This is a genomic window from Streptomyces sp. NPDC026673 (assembly GCF_040638135.1).
GTDB lineage: Bacteria > Actinomycetota > Actinomycetes > Streptomycetales > Streptomycetaceae > Actinacidiphila.
Window position 1 is genome coordinate 208,151 of record NZ_JBEZXR010000004.1, and the last position, 22,224, is coordinate 230,374.

The window sequence follows — 22,224 nt, forward strand, 5'->3', positions numbered from 1 at the left end:
ACGCGGTGCGTGGAGGTACGAGAGGGGGCCGCCCACAGGGCGGCCCCCTCTCGCTCTGTCGCCGTGCCTTCCGGGTTACCGGCCCTCGACGAGGCTCTTCGGGCGCAGGTCCGTCCAGTTGCTCTCGATGAACTCGAGGCACTCCTGGCGGGCGGCCGGGCCGTGGGCGACCGTCCAGCCGGCCGGGACGTCGACGAAGTCCGGCCACAGGCTGTGCTGGCCCTCGGCGTTGACCAGAACGGAGTAGACGCCGTCGGGGTTCTCGAAGGGGTTGCTGCTCATCGGGTGGATTCCTTCCGTGTGACCAGGGCCTCAAGGGCCCGGAACCAGGTCTGCGCCAGATCCCGGACGGCCTCCTCGGTGAGGAGTTCGCCGGCGTAGGCCCAGTGGGCGCTCAGCTCGGGGCCGCCGGGGCGGTCCTCGGTGAGGGCGTTGAGGGTGAGGGCGTGGGACATGGGCATCCCGGGGTCGGCGTCGAGGTCGGCGGCGTCGCCCTCCTCGGCGTACGACCAGTCGGCGGCCTCGGGGACGTCGAAGCGGCCCATGTAGTTGAACTCGATCTGCGGTTCGCCCAGCCTCGCCAGCTCGGGACCCGTCACCGGGTTGAGGTGGCGCAGCAGGCCGTGCCCGACGCCCGCCGTGGGCAGGGCCGTCAGGTGCTCGCGCACGCGGGCGACGGCGTCCTCGGGGTCGCTGCCCTCGGGGCCCGGGTCGAGGCGGACCGGGACGACGCTGGTGAACCAGCCGACGGTGCGGGACAGGTCGGCGTTGCCGGCCAGTTCCTCCTCGCGGCCGTGTCCTTCGAGGTCGACCAGGACCGCGCTGCCCGGCTCCGCGCCGAGCACCCGGGTCCGCCAGTCGGCGACTGCCTGGGCGAAGGCCGTCAGCAGCACGTCGTTGACGCTCGCCCCGTACGCGGCGGGCACCCGGCCCAGCAGGGGTTCGGTGACCTCGGCGGGCAGGGTCAGTGACAGATAGCGGGTGCTCTCCACCGTGTCGCGTGCCGTGTCGAGCGGCCGGGACAGGGGCAGGCCGGCGCCGTCCGCGAGGACCGACGTCCAGCGGGGCAGTTCGTCCTCGCGGGAGGGGTCCTGCGCGCGGGCGGTGAGCAGTTCGGACCAGCGGCGGAAGGAGACGTCCACCGGGGGGAGTTCCGGTGCGCGGCCCGCCGCGACGGCCGCCCAGGCGGTCTCCAGGTCCGGGAGCAGGATGCGCCAGGTCACGCCGTCGACGACGAGGTGGTGCAGGAGCAGCAGCAGCCGGCCGGGCCCGCCCGGCCCCGCGTCGAACCACACCGCGCGCACCATGGCGCCGTTGTCCGGGTCGAGTCCGGCGCGCGCGGTGGCCGCGCGGGCGGCGATCGTCTGCCGCAGCGCCGTGTCGTCCGCGCCGGAGACATCGGCGCGGACGAGCCAGGATGCCACGTCGACGGTTCCCGGGGCGGGCACGCGCAGCGCCCACTGCTCGCCGCTGTCGCCCTTGTGGCAGGGCTCGGTGCGGGTGCGCTCCAGACGGGCGCGGAGCATGTCGTGCCGGTCGGCGACGGCGCGCAGCACCGCGAGCAGACCGTCCTCGTCCATGCCGGCCGGGGTCCGCAGCAGGGCGGCCTGGTGGTAGCCCCAGATCGGGCCGCCGCGCTCGCGCAGGGCGTGCATGATCGGGGTGAGCGGGACGAGGCCGGTGCCGTCGTCGTGGGTGCGGACCAGGTCGTCGCCCGCGAGCGGGACGGCGACCTCGGCGAGCGAGGCCACGTCGCGGTGCTGGAACACCTGGCGCGGGGTGATCCGCAGCCCTGCCGCGCGGGCCCGGCTGACGAACTGCATCGCCACGATGCTGTCGCCGCCGAGGGCGAAGAAGTCGTCGTCGGTGCCGACGGCCTCGGCGGGCAGTCCCAGCACCTCGGCGACGAGGCCGCACAGGGTGCGTTCGGTGTCGTTGCCGGGCCTGCGGCCGCCCGTGCCCGCGGTGAAGTCGGGGGCGGGCAGCGCCTTGCGGTCCAGCTTGCCGTTGGACAGCAACGGCAGCCGCTCCAGGACGACCACGGCGGCCGGGACCATGTACTCCGGCAGGGTCGCCGCCACGTGGGCGCGCAGGGCGGCGGGGTCGGCGGTGCGGCCCTCGGCGGGGACGACGTAGCCGACGAGCTGCCGTACGCGGGGCCGGTCCTCGCGGGCGGCGACGACGACCTGGGCCACCGTGTCGTGGGCGGCGAGGGCGGTCTCGACCTCGGCGAGCTCGACCCGGTAGCCGCGGATCTTGACCTGGTCGTCGGAGCGGCCGGAGTACTCCAGCTGCCCCTCCTCGGTCCACCGGGCGAGGTCGCCGGTGCGGTACATCCGGGCGCCGGGCGGCCCGTACGGGTCGGCGACGAACCGCTCCGCCGTCAGGTCGGGGCGGCCGAGGTAGCCGCGGGCGAGTCCGGCGCCGGACAGGTACAGCTCTCCGGTGACGCCGGGCGGGACCATGCGCAGCGAGCCGTCCAGGACGTAGGCCCGCGTGCCCCGCACCGCGCGGCCGACGACGGGGCGGTCGCTGTCGGCGACCCGTCCGACGAGGGCGTCGACGGTGGCCTCGGTGGGCCCGTACAGGTTGAAGGCCTCGGTGCTCTCCAGGGCCGCGAGGCGCGACCAGAGGGCGTCCGGCACGGCCTCGCCGCCGACGCCGACCACCGCCAGCGGGCAGTGGCCGTCGCGGATCAGTCCGGCGTCGGCCATCTGGGCGAGCAGGGACGGGGTGACCTCGATGAAGTCCAGCCCCTCGGCGCGGATGAGGGCGGCGAGCAGTTCCGCGTCGCGGCGCGTCTCGTCGTCGACGATGTGCAGCGCGTGCCCGTCGAGCAGCCACAGCTGCGGCTGCCAGGAGGCGTCGAAGGAGAACGACCAGGCGTGCCCGACGCGCAGGTGACGGCGGCCGGTCAGCTCCTTGGCGCGGTCGTGGAGGTCGTGGCGGTGGCTGTGGAAGAGGTTGGCGAGGCTGCGCTGGGTGACGACGACGCCCTTGGGGCGGCCCGTCGAGCCCGAGGTGTAGATGACGTACGCGGGGTGGTCGGGCGCCGGTGCCTGCGGCGCCGCCTCGGGCAGCCCGTCGAGGGCGTCCAGGTGCAGCACCGGGACGTCGGTGTCCGGCAGGGACGCGGCGAGTTCCCGGGTGGTGAGGATCAGCCGCGGCGCCGCGTCGGTGAGCATGTCGAGCACACGGTCGGCGGGCAGGTCGGGGTCGATCGGCAGGTAGGCGGCGCCCGCCGTCATGACGGCGAGGATCGCCGTGATGTGGTCGGCGGTGCGCGGCAGCGCCAGCGCCACGATCCCTTCGGGGCCCGCGCCCGCGCCGGCCAGCACGCGGGCCAGCCGGTCGGTGCGGGCGGCGAGTTCCGCGAAGGTCCACGTCACGGAGGTGTCGGTGACGGCGACCGCGTCCGGGGACGCGACGGCCTGCGCCGCGAAGAGGGCGGGGACGGTGGCGTCGCCGGCCCGCGGGAGCAGGGCCGTGTCGTTCCAGGTCTCCAGCAGCAGGCGCCGGTCGGCGTCGCCGAGGATGTCGATGCGGCCGACGGCGGTGTCCGGGTGGGCGGCCATCGCCTCCAGGACGGAGAGCATCGCCGAGGCGATGCGCCCGGCGGCGGCCGGGGTGAACAGGTCCGGGCGGAACTCGGCCGTCAGGCGCAGGCGGTCGTCGGGCTCGACGGCCCAGGCGAACGGGTAGTGCGTGGAGTCCTCGTGCTCGCGCACCGACAGACGCAGACCCGCGTCGTCGCTGTCGTCCGCGACCGGGTAGGACTCGAACACCATCAGCGTGTCGAAGAGGTCGCCGAGCCCGGCGCCGCGCTGGATGTCGGCCAGGCCGAGGTGCTGGTGCGGCAGCAGACGGGACTGCTCGTCCTGGAGCCGGTCCAGGAAGGCGCCGACCGGCTCCCGCTCGTTCAGCCGGACCCGGACGGGCACGGTGTTGATGAACAGGCCGATCATCGACTCCACACCGTCCAGCTCCGGCGGCCGGCCCGCGACCGTCGCGCCGAACACCACGTCGTCGCGGCCGGTGAGCCGGGACAGCACGACCGACCAGGCGGCCTGCACAAGGGTGTTGACGGTCAGCCCGCGGCGGCGGGCGAGTGCGCCGAGCGCCTCCGTCAGCTCCTCGCCGGCCTCGACGGTGTGGGTGCGCGGCACGACCGGCGCCCGGTTGGCGTCGGCGGGCACCAGGTGGGTGGGCTCCTCCAGTCCGTCCAGGGCCTCGGCCCACGCGGCCGCGGAGGCCGCCTGGTCCTGGGCGGCGAGCCAGCGCAGGTAGTCGCGGTAGGGCGCGCCGGCGGGCGGGGTGGTCCCGTCGTACAGGGCGGTCAGTTCCGCCATCAGCCGGGGCACCGACCAGCCGTCGAGCAGCAGGTGCTGATGCGACAGGACGAGGCGGTGGCCGCCGTCGTCCGTACGGGCCAGCAGCAGCCGCAGCAGCGGCGGTTCGGCGGGGTCGAACCGGCGGCGTTCCTGCAGCAGCAGGCGCTCCCACTCCCCGTCGCGGTCGGCGGCGGTCGTGAGGTCGACGTGCCGCCACGGCAGCGGCACCGAGCGCGGCACGACGGCCACCGGCCGGCCGGAGGCGAGGTAGCGGAAGCCCGCGCGCAGGCTTTCGTGCCGGTCGAGCAGGGCCTGCCCGGCGGCGCGCAGGCGCTCGGCGTCGACCGGGCCCTCGATGTCGTACGACACCTGGACGGTGTAGACGTCCGGGCCCTGGTCGCCGGAGTCGAACGAGGCGTGGAAGAGCAGTCCGGCCTGGAGCGGGGAGAGCGGCAGCAGCTCCGCCGCGCCGGTGCCCCCGAGTTCGGCGCGCTCGGCGTCCGTGAGGTCCGGCAGCAGCGCGGCCTCGTCCGCCGTGTCCGGGCGGACGGTGTCCACCGCGACGGCGGCCAGACCCGCGGGGGTCTTGTGGCGGAAGACGTCGCGGGGGGTGATCGTCAGACCGGCGGCACGGACCCGGACGACGAGCTGCATCGCGACGATGCTGTCACCGCCGAGGCGGAAGAAGTCGTCGTCCGGGCCGACGCGTTCGAGCCCGAGGACGTCGGCGACCAGGGCGCACATCCGCGCCTCGCGCGGGGTGCGCGGCTCGGCCGTGCCGACCTCGGCGGCGAAGTCGGGCGCGGGCAGCGCGGCGCGGTCGAGCTTGCCGTTGGGCGTGAGCGGGAGGGCGTCCAGGACGACGAACGCGGCGGGCACCATGTGCTCCGGGAGCGCGGCCGCGGCGTGGGCGCGCAGGGCCGCGGTGTCGGCGTCCGGTCCGGCGGCGGGGACGACGTACGCCACCAGGCGCTCGTCGCGCAGCAGGACGGTGGCCGCTGCGACCGCGGGATGCCGGGTCAGCACTCCCTCGATCTCACCCGGTTCGACGCGGAATCCGCGCAGCTTGACCTGGTCGTCGACGCGGCCCAGGTACTCCAGTTCGCCGTCGCGGGTCCAGCGGGCCAGGTCGCCGGTGCGGTACATACGGGCGCCGGGCTCCCCGTACGGGTCGGCGACGAACCGCTCGCCCGTCAGGCCGGGACGGCCGAGGTAGCCGCGTGCCAGCTGGACACCGGCGAGGTACAGCTCCCCGGGCACGCCGGCGGGGACCGGGCGCAGTGAGCCGTCCAGCACATAGGTGCGGGTGTTCCACACCGGGCGGCCGATCGGCACGGCGTCCGCGCCGGGGGTCACCTGGTGGGCGGTGACGTCGACGGACGCCTCCGTGGGGCCGTACAGGTTGTGCAGCTCGCTCGCGCCCAGCACCTGGTGGAACCGGGCGGCGAGCGGGGCGGGAAGCGCCTCGCCGCTGCACATCACGCGGCGCAGGCCGGTGCAGCCGGCCGCCGCCGGTTCGTCGAGGAAGGCGCGCAGCATCGACGGCACGAAGTGCGCCGTGGTGACGCCGCCGCCCTGGATCAGCCCGGCGAGGTAGGCCGGGTCCTTGTGGCCCTCGGGGCGCGCCACGACGAGCGTCGCGCCGGTGATCAGCGGCCAGAAGAACTCCCAGACGGAGACGTCGAAACTCGACGGCGTCTTCTGCAGGACGTTGTCGTCGGGGGTCAGGCCGTAGGCGTCCTGCATCCACAGCAGGCGGTTGACGATGCCCTCCTGGGGCACGACGACGCCCTTGGGGCGGCCGGTCGAGCCGGAGGTGTAGATGACGTATGCCGGGTGGCGCGGGTCGTACGCGAGCGGGAGCGGCCCGGTGGCGGCCTCCGCAGCGGGTACGCCGTCGGCGTCGACCAGCAGGCGCGGCGCTTCGGTGTCCGGCAGCGCGACGCCGTCGGCGGTCACCACGCAGACCGGGCGGGCGTCGGCGAGCATGAACGCCAGCCGTTCCGCCGGGTAGTCGGTGTCGAGCGGCAGATAGGCGCCGCCCGCGCGGTGCACGGCGAGCAGGGTGACGACCAGGGCCGCCGAGCGCGGCAGCGCGACGGCCACCGTGGACTCCGGGCCGACGCCCGCGCCCGCGAGGACGTGGGCGAGGCGTTCGACGCGGGCGTCCAGTTCGGCGTAGCCGACGGCGTCGCCCTCGACCATGAGGGCGGTCGCGGACGGGGTGGCCGCCGCCTGGGCGCGGAACAGCTCGGGGAGGGTGAGGGCGGGCACGGCGTGACCGGTGGCGTTCCACTCCCCCAGGACCCGGGCGCGCTCCTCGTCGTCCAGCACCTCGAGCCGGCCGACCGGCCGCCCGGGTTCGGCGGCGGCCTGCTCCAGCAGCCGCTCCATGCGGCGGGCCAGGAGTTCGGCGGTCGGCCGGTCGAAGAGGTCGGCGCTGTACTCGATCCAGCCCTGGATGCCGTTGCCCTCGCCCTGCTCGACGAAGTCGAAGCTGAGGTCGAACTTGGCGGTGTCCTGGCCGACCGGCTCCGGGCTCGCCGTGAGGCCCCGCAGCACGGGCGTGCCGCCGCGCTCGGCGAGGTGGACGACCATGACCTGGAACAGCGGGTGGCGCGCGAGGGAGCGGCCCGGGTTGAGGGCCTCGACCAGCCGCTCGAAGGGCAGGTCCTGGTGCTCGTACGCGGCCAGGTCGGTCGCCCGGACCCGGCGCAGCAGCTCCGCGAAGCCGGGGTCGCCGGACAGGTCGGTGCGCAGCACGAGGGAGTTGACGAAGAAGCCGACCAGGTCCTCGAGGCGCTCGTCGGCACGGCCGGAGACGGGCGCGCCGAGCGGGATGTCGTCGCCCGCGCCGAGCCGGTGGAGCAGCGCGGCGACGGCGGCCTGGGAGACCATGAACATGCTGGCGCCCTCGCGGCGGGCGAGCGCGCGCAGGGCGCGTTCCAGCTCGGGCCGCACCGTGAAGCCGACGGTGCCGCCGGTGTGCGAGGGCTCCTGGGGGCGCGGCCGGTCGGTGGGCAGCGCCAGCTCCTCGGGCAGGCCCCGCAGGGTCTCGGTCCAGTACGCGAGCAGGTCGTCGCCCGAGTGCTCCAGCAGCTCGCGCTGCCAGAGCGTGTAGTCGGTGTAACCCACGGGCAGCGGCGCCCAGTCGGGGGCACGGCCCGCGGTGCGCGCGGCGTAGGCGGTGCCGAGGTCGGCGAGCAGGGCCCGGTCGGACCACTCGTCGGTGGCGATGTGGTGCAGCACGAGCAGCAGCACGTGCTCGTCCGGCCCGGCCGCGGCCAGGACGGCGCGCAGCGGGAGTTCGCGTTCCAGGTCGAACGGGCGGGCGGCGATCCCGGGCAGCTCCTCCCGGGCGGCGGTGCCGAGCGTCACGCGCGCCTGCTCCGGCGCCAGGACGTGCTGGTGGGGCACGCCCTCAACGGCCGGGAAGACCGTGCGCAAGGTGGTGTGGCGGGTGACGAGGTCGTTCAGCGCCGCCTCCAGCGCGGCGCGGTCCAGGGCGCCGGTCAGGCGCCAGGCGGCCGGGAGGTTGTACGAGGGGTCGTCGGCGTCGACCTGGTGCAGCAGCCACAGCCGGTGCTGGGCCGAGGAGAGCGGCAGCCGCTCGGGCAGGGCACGGCCGGCGACCAGCGGCGGGCGCTCCACCGCGCTCCCGCCGTCCAGCAGGGCGGCGAGACCGGCGACGGTGGGCGCGTCGAAGACGGCGCGCAGCGTCACCTCGGCGCCGAGCGCGGTACGGACACGGCTGATCAGACGCATCGCGAGCAGCGAGTGGCCGCCGAGCACGAAGAAGTCGTCGTCGATGCCGACCCGCTCCAGGCCCAGCACGGCGGCGAACTGCTCGGCCAGCAGCTCCTCGCGCGGGGTGCGGGGCAGGCGGCCGCCGACCGCGGCGGACAGGTCGGGCGCGGGCAGCGCGGCCCGGTCCAGCTTGCCGTTGACGGTACGCGGCAGGGCCGCGAGGGCGACGAACGCCGCGGGCACCATGTGCTCGGGCAGCGCGGCGGCGACACGGGCGCGCAGGGCGGCGGGGTCGGGCTCGTGGCCGGTGGCGGTCACCACGTAGGCGACCAGGCGCGGCACGCCCGGGGTGTCCTCCCGGACGACGACGGCGGCCGCCGACACGCCGCGATCGGCGGTGAGGACGGACTCGATCTCGCCGAGCTCGACGCGGAAGCCGCGGATCTTGACCTGGTCGTCGGCGCGGCCCAGGAACTCCAGGGTGCCTCCCCCGCGGCGGCGCACCACGTCACCGGTGCGGTACATGCGCTCGCCCGGCTCCCCGAAGGGGTCGGCCACGAAGCGCTCGGCGGTCAGGCCGGGGCGGCCGAGGTAGCCGCGGGCCAGACCCGCACCGGCGAGGTACAGCTCGCCGGGCACGCCGACCGGGACGGGGCGCAGCCGTGCGTCCAGGACGTGGACGCGGATGTTGTCGAGCGGCGCCGCCCACTCCGGGGGGCCGCCGTGCCAGCCGTAGGCGTCGACGGCGCATTCCGTCGGCCCGTACAGGTCGTGGACGACCGTGCCGGGAAGCGCGGTGAGCCGTCGCCACAGCGCGGCCGGGGTGGCCTCGCCGCCCACGGTGAGGACGGCGGGCGCGTAGCCGCCGGGGGCGAGGAAGCCGTGGTGCATCAGCTCGCCCAGGTAGGTCGGGGTGAAGTCGGCGTAGTCCACGGCCTGCTCGGCCAGGTGCGCCGGCAGACCGGCCGGGTCGAGCATCGTGGCCTCGTCCACGACGTGGAGTTCGTGGCCCGCCAGCAGCCACAGCAGCGGGTCCCACGACCCGTCGAAGCTGAACGAGGCGGTGTGCGCGGCCTTCAGCGCCTCGCGGCCGGTGGCGCGGACCGCCGGTTCGATCATGTCTCGCAGGTGCGCGCCGTAGAGGTTGGACAGGCCCTGATGGGTGCCGACGACGCCCTTGGGGGTGCCGGTGGAACCGGAGGTGTAAATGGTGTAGGCCGCGCCCAGGGCCGGGTACCCGGCGGGGCGAGCGAACTCGGCTTCGGGCGAAGGACCGTCGGGCAGCGTGCCGTCGAGCAGCAGCCGCGTGACGCCCGGTGCGACCGGGAGGCGTTCGGCGAGCTCTGCGGTGGTCAGCAGGCAGACCGGGCCTGCGTCGCGGAGCATGAACTCCAGCCGGTCGGTGGGCAGGGCGGGGTCGAGCGGCAGGTAGCCGGCGCCGGAGGCGAGCACGCCGAGGATCGCGGGGACCATGGCGTGCCGCGGCAGCGCGAGGCCCACGACGGTCCCCTCGGCCGCGCCGTGGCCGCGCAGCAGGGCGGCGATGGTGTGGACGCGGGCGCCCAGTTCGGCGAAGGTCAGCGCGCCTTCGGCGGTGACCAGCGCCGTCCGCAGCGGGTGGGCCCGGACGGTGTCGGCGAGGATCTCGGGCACCGCCCGGGTCTCCGCGGGGTACCGCGCGGTGTCGTTCCACACGCCGGTGACGGCCGCGCGCTCGGCGGGCGTCAGCAGGTCGAACTCCGCCAGCGGGAGGTCGGGATCGGCGGCGGCCTGCCGCAGCAGCGTCACCAATCGCTCGACGAGCAGCGCGGCGGTGCCCTCGTCGGCGAGGTCGGTGGCGTACTCCAGGAGCAGCGCCAGCGGGTGCGCCTCGCCGTGGTCGACGAAGGTGAAGTCCAGGTCGAACTTGGCCGTGCCGGTGTCCATGTCGAACCACTCGGTGGGCAGCCCGAGGACGTCGGGGTCGCCGTCCGGGCGGTGGTGGTAGCCCAGCATCACCTGGAACAGCGGGTTGCGGCCCGCCGCGCGCGGCGGGTTCACCGCCTCCACGACCCGGTCGAAGGGCAGGTCCTGGTGCTCGAACGCCGCCAGGGCGGACTCACGCACCCGACCCAGCAGCTGACGGAACGTCAGTGTGTCGCCGGACAGGTCGGTGCGCAGCACGAGGGTGTTGACGAAGAAGCCGACGAGGTCGTCCAGGCCGCTGTCGGTGCGGCCCGCGATGGGCGCACCGAGCGGCACGTCCTCGCCCGCGCCGAGGCGGTGCAGCAGAGCGGCGGTGGCGGCCTGGAACAGCATGAACATGCTGGTGCCGGTCGCGGTGGACAGCTCCCGCAGCTCCCGGCCGAGGTCCACCGGGACCTCGCCGCGGACGATCGCCCCGGCGCCGGTGGGCGAGGCGGGGCGCGGCCGGTCCAGCGGCAGCGCCAGCTCCTCGGGCAGGTCGCGCAGCCGCTCCGTCCAGTAGCCGAGCTGCGCGTCGCCGACCGCGCCGAGGAGCCGCTCCTGCCAGAGGGTGTAGTCCGCGTACTGGACGGGCAGCGGCTGCCGGGCCGGGGCGGAGCCCGCGGCGCGGGCGGTGTAGGCGGCGGTCAGATCGGCCATGAAGGGGCGGTCGGACCACTCGTCGGTGGTGATGTGGTGCAGCACGACGGCCACCACGTGGTCGTCGGGCGCGACCGCGAACACCTCGCAGCGCAGCGGCAGTTCCGTCGACAGGTCGAAGGGACGGCGTTGGGCCGCCTCGATCAGCCCGGCGAGGTCCGCCTCGGCGCAACCCGTGACGGTGAACTCCGGCCGCGCCTCCTCGGCGGCGACGATCCGCTGGTACGGCTCGCCGTCCTGCTCGCCGACGAGGGTGCGCAGCGCCTCGTGCCGGTCCGCGACGTCGCACAGGGCCAGGCGCAGGGCGTCCGTGTCCAGGGCGCCGCGCAGCCGGAAGACGAGCGGGAAGTTATAGGCGGCGCCGCCGCCGGTCAGACGTTCCACCAGCCACAGACGGCGCTGCGCGGCGGAGAGCGGGACGCGCCCGGGCCGTTCGGCCACCGCGGTGAGCGCGGGGCGGGCGGGCCGCCCGGCGTCCGCGCGGCCCGCGAGCTGCGCGGGTGTCGGGGCCTCGAAGAGGTCGCGGATGGCGAGTTCGGCACCCAGCTCGGTGCGGGCCCGGCTGACCAGCCGGGTGGCGAGCAGCGAGTGGCCGCCCAGGTCGAAGAAGTTGTCCTCCGCGCCCACCGTCGGCAGGCCCAGCACCTCGGCGAAGAGGCGGCACAGCACCTCTTCCTGCGGGGTGCGCGGTCCGCGTCCGCCGCCGAGGGCCACGGCGGGCTCGGCGTCGGGCAGCGCCCGCACGTCGAGCTTGCCGTTGGCGTTCATCGGCAGCCGGTCGAGGGTCACGAAGGCCGCAGGGACCATGTACTCGGGCAGCTCGCGCTTCAGGTCCTCGCGCAGTACGCGGACCAGGGCGCTCGCGTCGCGGCCCGCCGCCGGGTCGTTGGCGTACGGGGCGGTGCCGCCGCCCGGACGGTAGAGCCCGGCGGTGATGCCGGCGGTGCCGGCGGTCCCGGCGGGGACGAACACCGCCTCATAGGTGCCGGCTTCCGCGCCCCACGTCGTGAGCACGCGGTAGCCGAGCCCGGCCCCGAGGTCGTGCAGGGTCTCGGGGTCCACGCCGTCCGGGGTGACGCGGCCGTCGGGGATCGCGGTGACGCGCAGCCGCTCCGGCCGCTCCTCGCGCAGCCGCCCGGGCAGACCGGGTGTCCACGCGGCCGCGGCCTCGTCGCCCAGCCTGAGCGAGGGCTCGCCGCGGTGGAGCACGGCGTCGTAGCGGTGCCGGGACAGCTCGTTGTGGTGACGCCCGCGCTTGGTGCGCAGGTCGAGGCCGTAGCCGAGGCTCGCGAAGAAGTCCGGGTCGACCAGGAGTTCCTTCTCCAGGCGCAGGCCGCGCTCCACGGCCCGCTCAAACTCCGCACCGCCCGTGCCGCGGGCGCGCTGGATCTCGGAGTGGAAGGTGCGGGCGAGCCGCAGGTTGCGGACGTCGCCGACGAAGAGCGCGCCGCCGGGGGCGAGCAGCTCCATGGCGCCGCGCACGACCGACTCCAGGTAGGCCACGCTCGGGAAGTACTGGATGACGGAGTTGATGACGACCGTGTCGAAGTACCCGGTGGGCAGGCCCTCCAGGTCGTCGGCGGGGCGGCAGCGCAGCTCCACCTTGGCGGCGAGCTCCGGGTCGCGCCGCAGCTCCTCGCCGATCTTGCGGATGACGGGGGCGGCGAAGTCGGTCGCCCAGTACGCCTCGGCGTCCGGGGCCAGCCGGGACAGCAGCAGGCCGGAGCCGACGCCGATCTCCAGGATGCGGCGCGGGCGCAGTTCGCGGATGCGGGCGAGGGTGGCCTCGCGCCATTCGTGCATGTCGTCGAAGGGGATGGGCTGCCCGTCGTAGGAGCTGTCCCAGCCCGCGTACTCCTCGGTGAAGACGGCGGTGGAGATCTCCTCGTACTCGTCGGAGTAGATCTCCTGCCACTCGCCGACCTGGGCGCGCTCGGTGGACTCGCGCTCGGCGGCGTCGGCGGGGGCCGGGACGACGTAGCCGATCAGCCGGTCGTCGCGGACGACGACGGCGGCCTGGGAGACGCGCGGGTGGCGGCTGAGGGCGGTCTCGATCTCGCCGGGCTCGACGCGGTAGCCGCGGATCTTGACCTGGTCGTCGGTGCGCCCGAGGAAGTCCAGATTCCCATCGGCATTGCGCCGCACCAGGTCGCCGGTGCGGTACATCCGCTCGCCGGGCTCGCCGAAGGGGTCGGCGACGAACCGCTCCGCCGTCAGGCCCGGCCGGTCGAGGTAGCCGCGGGCCAGGCCGATGCCCGCGATGTACAGCTCGCCGGGGACGCCGTCCGGCACCGGGCGCAGCCAGGCGTCGAGGATGTGGGCGCGGGTGCCGCGGATCGGGCGGCCGACGGTGGGCGTGGCGCTGTCGTGGGTGCCGCCGCCGAGGGTGTTGATGGTGTACTCGGTCGGGCCGTACAGGTTGTAGCCGTAGGTCCCCTCGGTGTCGCGCAGCCGCGTCCAGACCGTCTCGGGGACGGCCTCGCCGCCGAGCAGCACCAGCGGCGGGACGTGCCCTTCGAGCAGCCCCTCCTCGATGAGCAGCCGGGCGTAGGTCGGGGTGACGTTGACGACGTCGATGCGGTGCCGCTCGCAGTAGGCGGTCAGGGCGTGGGCGTCACGCCGCAGTTCCTCGTCGCAGACGTGCACCTCGTGGCCCTCGACGAGCCACAGCAGCTCCTCCCACGACATGTCGAAGGCGAAGGAGACGGTGTGCGCCACGCGCAGGCGCCGCCCGCCGGCCGCCGCGATCGCCGGTTCGAAGATCTCCTTCTGGTGGTTGAGCTGCATGTTCGTCAGGCCCCGGTAGGGGGTGACGACGCCCTTGGGGCGGCCGGTGGAGCCGGAGGTGTAGATGACGTAGGCGGGGTGCTCCAGGCTGAAGCTCGCCACGACGGGGGCGTCGGACAGCTCCGCCAGCTCGGCGGCGACGGCCGGGTCGTCGAGGAGGACGCGCGGGGTGCCGGCGTCCAGGGTGGCCGAGACGGCGGCGTTCGTCAGGAGCAGCAGCGGCCGGGCGTCCTCCAGCATCAGGGAGAGCCGGTCGGCGGGGTGGTCCAGCTCCAGCGGCAGGTAGGCGGCGCCGGTGCGCAGCACGGCGAAGAGGGCCACGACCATCTCGGCGGAGCGCGGCAGGCCCAGCGCGACGACCTTCTCCGGGCCCGCGCCGCGGGCGAGCAGCAGCCGGGCCGTGCGGTTCACGGCGGCGTCGAGTTCGGCGTAGGTGAGGGTGCGCTCGCCGAAGACGAGGGCGGTGGCGTCCGGGGTGCGGCCGGCCTGCGCCGCCAGGAGGTCGGCGATGGTCTCGGTGGGCTCCGGCACGCGGCTGCCGGCCCACTCCCGCTCCAGGGCGGCGTGTTCGGCGGGCAGCAGCGGGTCGAGACGGCCGACGGGCGCCGTCAGGTCCGCCGCCATGCGCTCCAGCAGCAGGGTGAAGCGGTCCAGCAGCGCGCGGGCGGCGGCGTGCGGGACGACGTCGGGGCGGTGCGCGAGGGTGACCAGGACGCGCTGCCCCGGCGTCACGATCAGGTTGACGGGGTAGTGCGTGGCGTCGACGTTGGCGACGGCGGTGGCGCCGTGCTCGGCGCGCAGCCGCTCCAGCCGGTCCTCGGTGTCGTTGTTGCGCAGCACGAAGAGGGTGTCGAACAGCCGCCGGTGGCCGGTCTCGGCCTGCAGCACGCCGAGGCCCAGGTACTCGTACGGCATGAGCTCCAGCCGCTCGCCCTGGATCCGCCGCAGCAGGTCGAGGACGGGCTCCGCCGGGTCGAGGGCGACACGGGCCGGCACCGTGTTGAGGAACATGCCGATGACGTTCTCCACGTCCGGCACCTCGGTCGGGCGGCCCGCGACGGTGGTGCCGAACACCACGTCGGTGCGGCCGGTCGCCGAGGCCAGGGTCAGGCCCCAGGCGGCGTTGAGCACCGTGTTGAGGGTGAGGCCGTGGGCGCGGGCCCGCTCGCGCAGCGTGTCGCCCAGCTGCGCCGTGAGCAGCGCGTCCAGCTGCTCGGGGATGACGGGTTCCAGGCCCGCGTCGGCGACGGCCGGGACGAGCAGGGTGGGCTCCTCCAGGCCCGCCAGGGCGGCGCGCCAGGCGGCGGTCGCGGCGGTGTCGTCCTGGGTGCCGAGCCAGGCCAGGTAGTCGCCGTAGGAGCCGGGGCGCGCCAGGCCGGCGTCGTCGCCGCCGGTCGCGTAGAGGGCGAAGAGCTGGTCGAGGAAGAGCCAGGCGGACCAGCCGTCCCACAGGATCAGGTGGCGGCCGATGACGAGGCGGTCGCCGAGCTCCGCGCCGCGGCGTACGAGCAGCATGCGGAACAGGGGCGGCGCGGACAGGTCGAAGCGGCGGGTGCGCTCCTCGTCCATCAGGGCGCGCAGCCGCGCCTCCTGCTCGGCGGCGGGCAGGCCGGACAGGTCGACGGTCTCGAGCGGCACCTCGGGCTCGGCGACGATGAACTGCACCGGCTGGCGCAGCCCGTCGCTGGTGAACCCGGCGCGCAGCCCGGGGTTGCGGGTGAGCAGGGTGCGGGCGGCGGCGCGCAGCCGGTCCTCGTCCAGGCGCTCGGCGAAGTCGAAGGTCTCGTGGACGGTGTAGACGTCCAGGGCGCCGTCGTCGTAGGCGGAGTGGAAGAACAGGCCTTCCTGGAGCGGGGCGAGGGGCCAGATCTCGGCGACCGCTCCCCCGGCGGTGCGGTGGACGCGCTCGGTCTCCTCGGGCGTCAGCTCGGGGCGGACGGGCCCGGTGCGGTCCGCGGTGGCGGCGCCGGTGCGGGCGGCCAGGGCGAGGGCGGCGGGGGTGCGGTGCTCGAAGACGTCGCGCGGGGTCAGTTCGAGACCGGCGGCGCGGGCGCGGCTGGCCACGCCGATGGAGCTGATGCTGTCGCCGCCGAGGAGGAAGAAGTCGTCGTCGGGGCCGGCGTCGGGCAGGCCGAGGACGGCCGCGAAGACCTCCGTCAGCGTCCGCTCGCGGTCGGTGCGCGGGGCGCGGGCGGCGGCGCGTTCGGCCTCGGGAGCGGGCAGCGCGGCGCGGTCGAGCTTGCCGCTGGGGGTCAGCGGCAGCGCGTCCAGCACGACGAAGGCGTCCGGGACCAGAGGCGCGGGCAGCAGCTCGGCCACGGCGGCGCGCAGGGCGGCGGCGTCCGGTCGGGAGCCGCGCGCGGGGACGACGTACGCGACGAGGCGCTGCTCGCGCACCGTCACCGCGGCCTGGGCGACGTCCGGGAGCCGTACGAGCGCGGCCTCGGTCTCGCCGGGTTCGATGCGGTTGCCGCGCAGCTTGACCTGGCGGTCGGTGCGGCCCAGGTACTCCACCGTCTGGTCCGCCCAGCGGCGCACGAGGTCGCCGGTGCGGTACATCCGCTCGCCGGGGGCTCCGTACGGGTCCGCGACGAAGCGCTCGGCGGTGAGCGCGGAGCGGCCGTGGTAGCCGCGGGCGAGCTGCACACCGGTCAGGTAGAGCTCGCCGGGCACGCCCTCCGGGACCGGGCGCAGGCAGGCGTCCAACACCCGCAGTCCGGTGTTCCACACGGGGCGCCCGATGGGCACGGTGGTGTCCGGGGCGCCGTCGAAGGCGTGGTGGGTGACGTCGACGGCGGCCTCGGTGGGCCCGTACAGGTTGTGCAGCGGCACTCCGGTGAGCGCCGTCCAGCGCGCGGCGGCACCGCCCGGCAGGGCCTCGCCGCTGCTCAGCACGCGGCGCAGGCTCGCCGCCCACGACGCGTCGGTGGTCACCTCCGGCGTGCTGAGGAACGCCTCCAGCATGGAGGGCACGAAGTGCATGGTGGTGATCCGCTGGTCGCGGACGAGCCCGGCGAGGTAGGCCGGGTCGCGGTGCCCGTCGGGCCGGGCGAGGACGACGGCGGCGCCCTCCCACAGCGGCCAGAAGAACTCCCACACGCTGACGTCGAAGCTCGACGGGGTCTTCTGCAGGACGCGGTCGTCGGCCGTCAGCCCGTACTCGCCCTGCGTCCACGCGAGGCGGTTGACGATGGCCCGGTGGGTGACGACGACGCCCTTGGGGCGGCCGGTGGAGCCGGAGGTGTAGATCAGATACGCCGGGTCGTCGGGCCCGGCCGCGTCGCCCGCGAGGGTCTCCGTGCCGTCCTCGGCGGGGGCGTCGACCAGCAGCGGCGTCAGGCCCTCGACGGCGGGCAGCCGCGCGGCGTCGGCCGCCGTGGTGACGACGGTGGCCGCACCGGAGTCGCCGAGCATGTAGGCGACGCGGTCGGCCGGGTAGTCCAGGTCGACGGGGAGGTAGGCAGCGCCGGACTTGAGGACGCCGAGCAGCGCCACCATCAGCTCCGCGGAACGCGGGACGGCGACGGCGACGAAGCGCTCGGGCCCGGCGCCGCGGGCGCGCAGCCGCGCGGCCAGCGCCTCGGCGCGCGCGTCGAGTTCGGCGTACGTGAGGGTGGTGTCGCCGTACACGACGGCGGTGGCGCCGGGGGTACGGGCGGCCTGCTCCGCGATGGCGGCGGGCAGCGTGGTGACCGGGACGTCGCGGACGGCGCCTTCGAGGTGGGCGGTGTCGTGCTCGCGCGGGGTGAGCAGGTCGACGGAGGCCACGGGGCGGCCGGGGTCGTCGGCCACGGCCTCCAGCAGCAGCGTGAGGCGTGCGGCGACGGCGCGGACGGCGTCGGCGTCGATCCTGCGCGCGTGGTGCTTGAGCCGCAGGTCCATACGGCGGCCGGGCTTCACGATGAGCGCGAGCGGATAGTGGACGGTGTCGTGGAAGGCGTGGCCGGTGACGCGCACGGCGCCCGAGGGGTCGGCGAGGCCGGTCTCGGCGGGGTAGTTCTCGAAGACGACGAGGGTGTCGAAGAGTTCGCCGCCGCCCGCGTGCCCGGCGGCCTTCTGCACGTCCGCGAGCCCGAGGTGCTGGTGGTCCAGCAGGGCGCTCTGCTCGTCCTGCAGACGGCGCAGCAGCGTGCCGAGGCTGACGGAGGGATCCCAGAGCAGCCGGGTCGGGAGGGTGTTGATGAACAGGCCGACCATGGAGGCGATGCCGTCCACGGCGACGTCGCGTCCCGACACGGTGGTGCCGAAGACGACGTCCTGCTGTCCGGTCAGCCGGCCCAGCAGCAGGCCCCAGGCGCCCTGCACGACGGTGCCGAGGGTGACGCCGAGTTCGCGGGCGCGGGCCGCGAGGCGGGCCGTGACCCGCTCGGAGAGCTCCACGCGGATCTGCGCGGGCTCGACCGGGCCGCCGTCCGCGGGCGCCTCCACCAGGCGGGTCGGGCCTTCCAGCCCGGCAAGCGCGGTACGCCAGGCGGCGCGGGCGGCGTCCCGGTCGGCGGCGGCGACACGGCGCAGGTAGTTCCGGTACGCGGGCACCTCGGGCAGCGGCGCCGGGTCGTCCGCGTACAGGGCCATCAACTCGCGGTGCAGGACCGGCAGCGACCAGCCGTCCGCGATGATGTGGTGGAACGTCAGCAGCAGTCGGCTGCGGCCGTCGCCGAGGCGGACGAGGGCGCACCGCAGCAGCGGCGGCCGGGACAGGTCGAAGGGGCGGGCCCGCTCGTCGGCGGCGACGGCGTCCGCGAGGCCGCGGCGCACGCCGTCCTCCTGCGCGGACAGATCCACCTCGCGCCACGGCAGCACCGCACCGTCCGGGACGACCTGGACCGGCCGCCCGTCGGCGAGCTGACGGAAGCAGGCGCGCAGCGGCGCGTGCCGCGCCAGGAGGCGCTCCGCGGCGCGGCACAGCGCGGCGCCGTCCACGGGGCCCGAGAGCTCGACGGCCTGCTGGACGACGTAGGCGTCGTGGTCGGCGCCGTCGACGAGGGCGTGGAAGAAGAAGCCCTCCTGGAGCGGTCCGAGCGGCAGCACCTCCTCGACGGTGAGGTCGCCGCGCAGGACGGCGAGTTCGGTCTCCGTCAGCGGCACCAGGGGCGTGTCCCGCTCCGCGGCGCTGTCGTCGCCGTCTTCGGCGGTGTCCTGGGCGACGCGCGCGAGCGCCTCGACCGTACGGTGCCGGAAGACGTCCCGGGGGGTGAGCCGCAGCCCCGCCTCGCGGGCGAGCACGAGCAGCCGGATCGCCACGATGCTGTCGCCGCCCAGAGCGAAGAAGTCGTCGTCGATCGTGACCGATCGCACGCCGAGGGCCCGCGCGTACAGGGCGCACAGCAGTTCCTCGCGGGCGTCGCGCGGGACGCGGCCCGAGCTGAGCGCGGCGTAGTCGGGGACGGGGAGGGCGGCGCCGTCGAGCTTGCCGCTCGGCGTGACCGGGAGGCGGTCCAGCGGCACCAGGGCCGCGGGGACCATGTATTCGGGCAGGAACTCGGCGGCGTGCGCGCGCAGCGTCCGCATCAGCGCCGAGACGTCCCGGAAGGGGGCGGGCCGGTTGGCGAGCGGGCGGCCGCCGCCGGTCCGGTACAGGGGACCCGGGTCGGTGCCCTGGGGAGTGAAGACGGCGTCGAGGCTGCCGTCGTCGGCGTCGCCGGTCCAGGTCAGGGCGGCGGACAGGCCGTGCCGCGCGGCGAGTTCGTGCAGCGATTCGGGATCGACGCCGTCGGCGCCGCCGGTGCCGGGGCGGCTGCTGTCGTCGAGGACGGCGAGGGCGTCGAGGTCCTCGGCGAGGCGCGCGTTGGGCACGGCGGTGACGCGCAGCCGCTCCGGCCGCGCGGCGAGCCGGGCGTCCAGGTCGTCCAGGCCGCCGAGCGCGGCCCAGGCGACCTCGTCACCCGCGTCCGGGACCGCCGTGGCGTGTGCCGGGCGGAGCACGACGTCGTAGCGGTAGCGGGTCAGCTCGTTGTGGTGGACGCCGCGCTTGATCCGCACCTCGGCGGCGAGACCGTCGAGGCCCGCGAACCAGTCGGGGTCGACGAGGAGTTCGCCCTCCCATGCCACCGACCGGTCGACGGCGGCGCGCAGCGCCTCCTTGTCGTCGGTGTCGTCGCCGGCACCGCGGCGGCTCTCCACGGCGGCGCGCAGGGTGCGCAGCAGCCTCAGGTTGCGCACGTCGCCGACGAAGATCGCACCGCCGGGGGCGAGCAGCGCGGCGGCCTTGCGGAGCACGTCCTCCAGGTAGTCCGCGCCGGGGAAGTACTGGGCGACGGAGTTGACGACGACGACGTCGAAGTGGCCCTCGGGCAGTCCGGTGGTGTCGTGCGCGGGGCGGGCCGACAGCTCGACGCGCCCGGCGAGTTCCGGTACGTCGCGGATCTGGGCGCGCAGCGCGGCGACGGCCTCCTCGGAGACGTCGGTGCCCCAGTACGCCTCGCAGTCGGGGGCCAGGCGGGACAGGAGCAGGCCGCTGCCGACGCCGATCTCCAGGACGCGGCGCGGCGCGAGCGCGGCGATGCGCTCGACGGTGGCCGTCCGCCACTCGCGCATGTCGGCGAGCGGGATGGGCAGCCCGTCGTACATGCTGTTCCAGCCGGCGAAGTTCTCCTGGAAGCCCTCGGAGCCGGCGGCGGAGTACAGGAGTTCGTGCAGGTCCTTCCACTCGGCGACCTCGGCGTCGCCGTCCAGGGACGGCACGACGTAGGCGGCCAGGCGCCGGTCGCCGGGCCGGTCCTCGCGGACGACGACGGCGGCCTGGGCGACGGCGGGGTGGGAGCGCAGCACGGACTCGATCTCGCCGGGCTCGATGCGGAAGCCCCGGATCTTGACCTGGCTGTCGACGCGGCCGAGGAACTCCAGCCGCCCGTCGGCCTTCCAGCGCACCAGGTCGCCGGTGCGGTACAGCCGCTCCCCCGGCTCGCCGAAGGGGTCGGCGACGAAGCGCTCGGCCGTCAGGTCGGGCCGCCCGAGGTAGCCGCGGGCCAGTCCGGCGCCGCCGAGGTAGAGCTCTCCCGCGACACCTGCCGGGACCGGCCGCAGCCGGGCGTCGAGGACATAGGCGCGGGTGCCCGGGTCGGGCACACCGATGGGCACGATGGTGCCGGCCGGGATGTCGGGATCGCACAGGCCGAGCGTGGAGTTGGTGGTCGCCTCGGTCGGGCCGTAGGCGTTGAACATCATGCGGCCGCGCGCGTAGCGGCCGACGAGTTCGGGCGACACGCGCTCGGTGCCGGCCAGCAGCGTGGCCTCCGCGGGCAGGTGCACGTCGTCGGGCATGGCGGCGAGCAGCGCGGGCGGAAGGATCATGAAGGTGATGCCGTGGGCGTTGGCGTAGTCGGCCAGCGGCGGGCCGGGGACGCGGCGTTCGGACGGTACGACGACCAGCCGTCCGCCGGAGAGCAGGCCGAGGCACAGGTCCCAGAAGGCGACGTCGAAACTCGGGGAGGCGAACTGCAGCACCCGGCTGTGGGGGCCGATGCCGAAGCGCTCGCTCTGGGTGGCCACGAGCTTGGCGACGCCGGCGTGGGAGAGCACGACGCCCTTGGGCCGCCCGGTGGAGCCGGAGGTGTAGATGACGTAGGCGGCGCTCGCCACCGACAGCCGTCCGCCGAGGTCGGGGTCGTGGCCGGGCAGCCCGGCCAGCTCGGCCGCGGTCGCCGGGGCGTCGAGCAGCAGGGCGGGGACGTCGCCCGGCAGGTCGCCGGCCACCTCGGAGGTGGTGACGAGGCAGACCGGCGCGGCGTCCTGGAGCATGTAGCCGACCCGGTCGGCGGGGTAGTCGGTGTCGACCGGCAGATAGGCGGCGCCGGACTTGAGCACCGCGACCTCGGCGACGATGAGCTCCGCCGAGCGCGGCACGGCCAGCGCGACCACCGTCTCGGGACCCGCGCCCCGGGCGATCAGGGCGTGGGCCAGCCGGTTGGCGCGGGCGTCGAGTTCGGCGTAGGTCAGGCGGACGTCCTCGAAGACCAGGGCGGTCTCGTCGGGCCGGGTGCGGACCTGCTCGGCGAACATCGCCGGCCAGGTCGCGAGCGGCACGTCGTGGGCGGTGTCGTTCCACTCGTGGAGGAGACGCCGGCGCTCCGGCCCGTCCAGCAGTTCCAGGTCGGCGACGGCGCGGTCCGGGTGCGCGGTCGCGTCCGCGAGCAGCGTCGCGTAGTGGCCGAGGATGCGGTCGACGGTCGCGGCCTCGAACAGGTCGGGGCGGTACGCGGCGTGGACCTCGCCCCCCGCGATCCGCAGGTCCAGGTCGAGCGGGCCGCCGTCCCAGGCGCCCGCGGCGAGTCCGGTGTTGCAGATCAGGCCGCCGCCGCGGGTCGCCGTGGCGCCCAGTGCGGCGGCGAGGGCCGGAACGGGGGTCCGGTGGGCCCGGGCCTGCTCCCTGGCGGCGGACACCCGCGCGGTGAGCTCGCCGAAGGTGGTGTCCGCGGTGACGGCGACGCGCAGCGGCAGCCCGTCGTGGGCGAGGACGATGTCGGCGGCGCCGCTGCCGTAGTGGTGCAGCAGGGCCACGTAGGCGGCGAGTTGCCGCTCCTCCCCCGGAACCCGGCCGGGCAGGGCGCGGGAGCGGACTGGGAGCGCTTCCGCGGGCCGTTGTTGCGGATAGGGGAAGTCGATCGGAAGAACGGTCTCCTGTGCGAGCGGAATCAGCCGCCCACGCCAGAACTCCATTGCCTCAACCGTCAGTTCTTCGTAACCCGACACAGGTGCCGTGCCTCCCCAGGCGTGCGGAATCGACTCGGCCGAGCCGTGACCGTTCGCCATATTA

General features: G+C 75.4%; 2 protein-coding genes. Both read right to left on the minus strand.

Annotated features, from left to right (window positions below; all coding sequences use genetic code 11):
• Nucleotides 1-75: 75 nt before the first annotated feature.
• Nucleotides 76-282: an MbtH family protein gene (locus AB0F62_RS05345; RefSeq protein WP_361792387.1), complete on the minus strand. Its 207-nt coding sequence runs from the start codon at nucleotides 280-282 to the stop codon at nucleotides 76-78.
• Complete coding sequence (locus AB0F62_RS05350; RefSeq protein WP_361792389.1) at nucleotides 279-22,127, minus strand: non-ribosomal peptide synthase/polyketide synthase; 21,849 nt, start codon at nucleotides 22,125-22,127, stop codon at nucleotides 279-281. Before AB0F62_RS05350 ends, AB0F62_RS05345 begins: the two co-directional genes overlap by 4 nt.
• Nucleotides 22,128-22,224 lie beyond the last annotated feature (97 nt).

What these genes read in the sequence shown, in the direction of transcription:
- AB0F62_RS05345 (WP_361792387.1), bottom strand. Translation starts at nt 282, where the DNA reads ATGAGCAGCAACCCCTTCGAGAACCCCGACGGCGTCTACTCCGTTCTG.
- AB0F62_RS05350 (WP_361792389.1), bottom strand. Translation starts at nt 22,127, where the DNA reads ATGGAGTTCTGGCGTGGGCGGCTGATTCCGCTCGCACAGGAGACCGTT.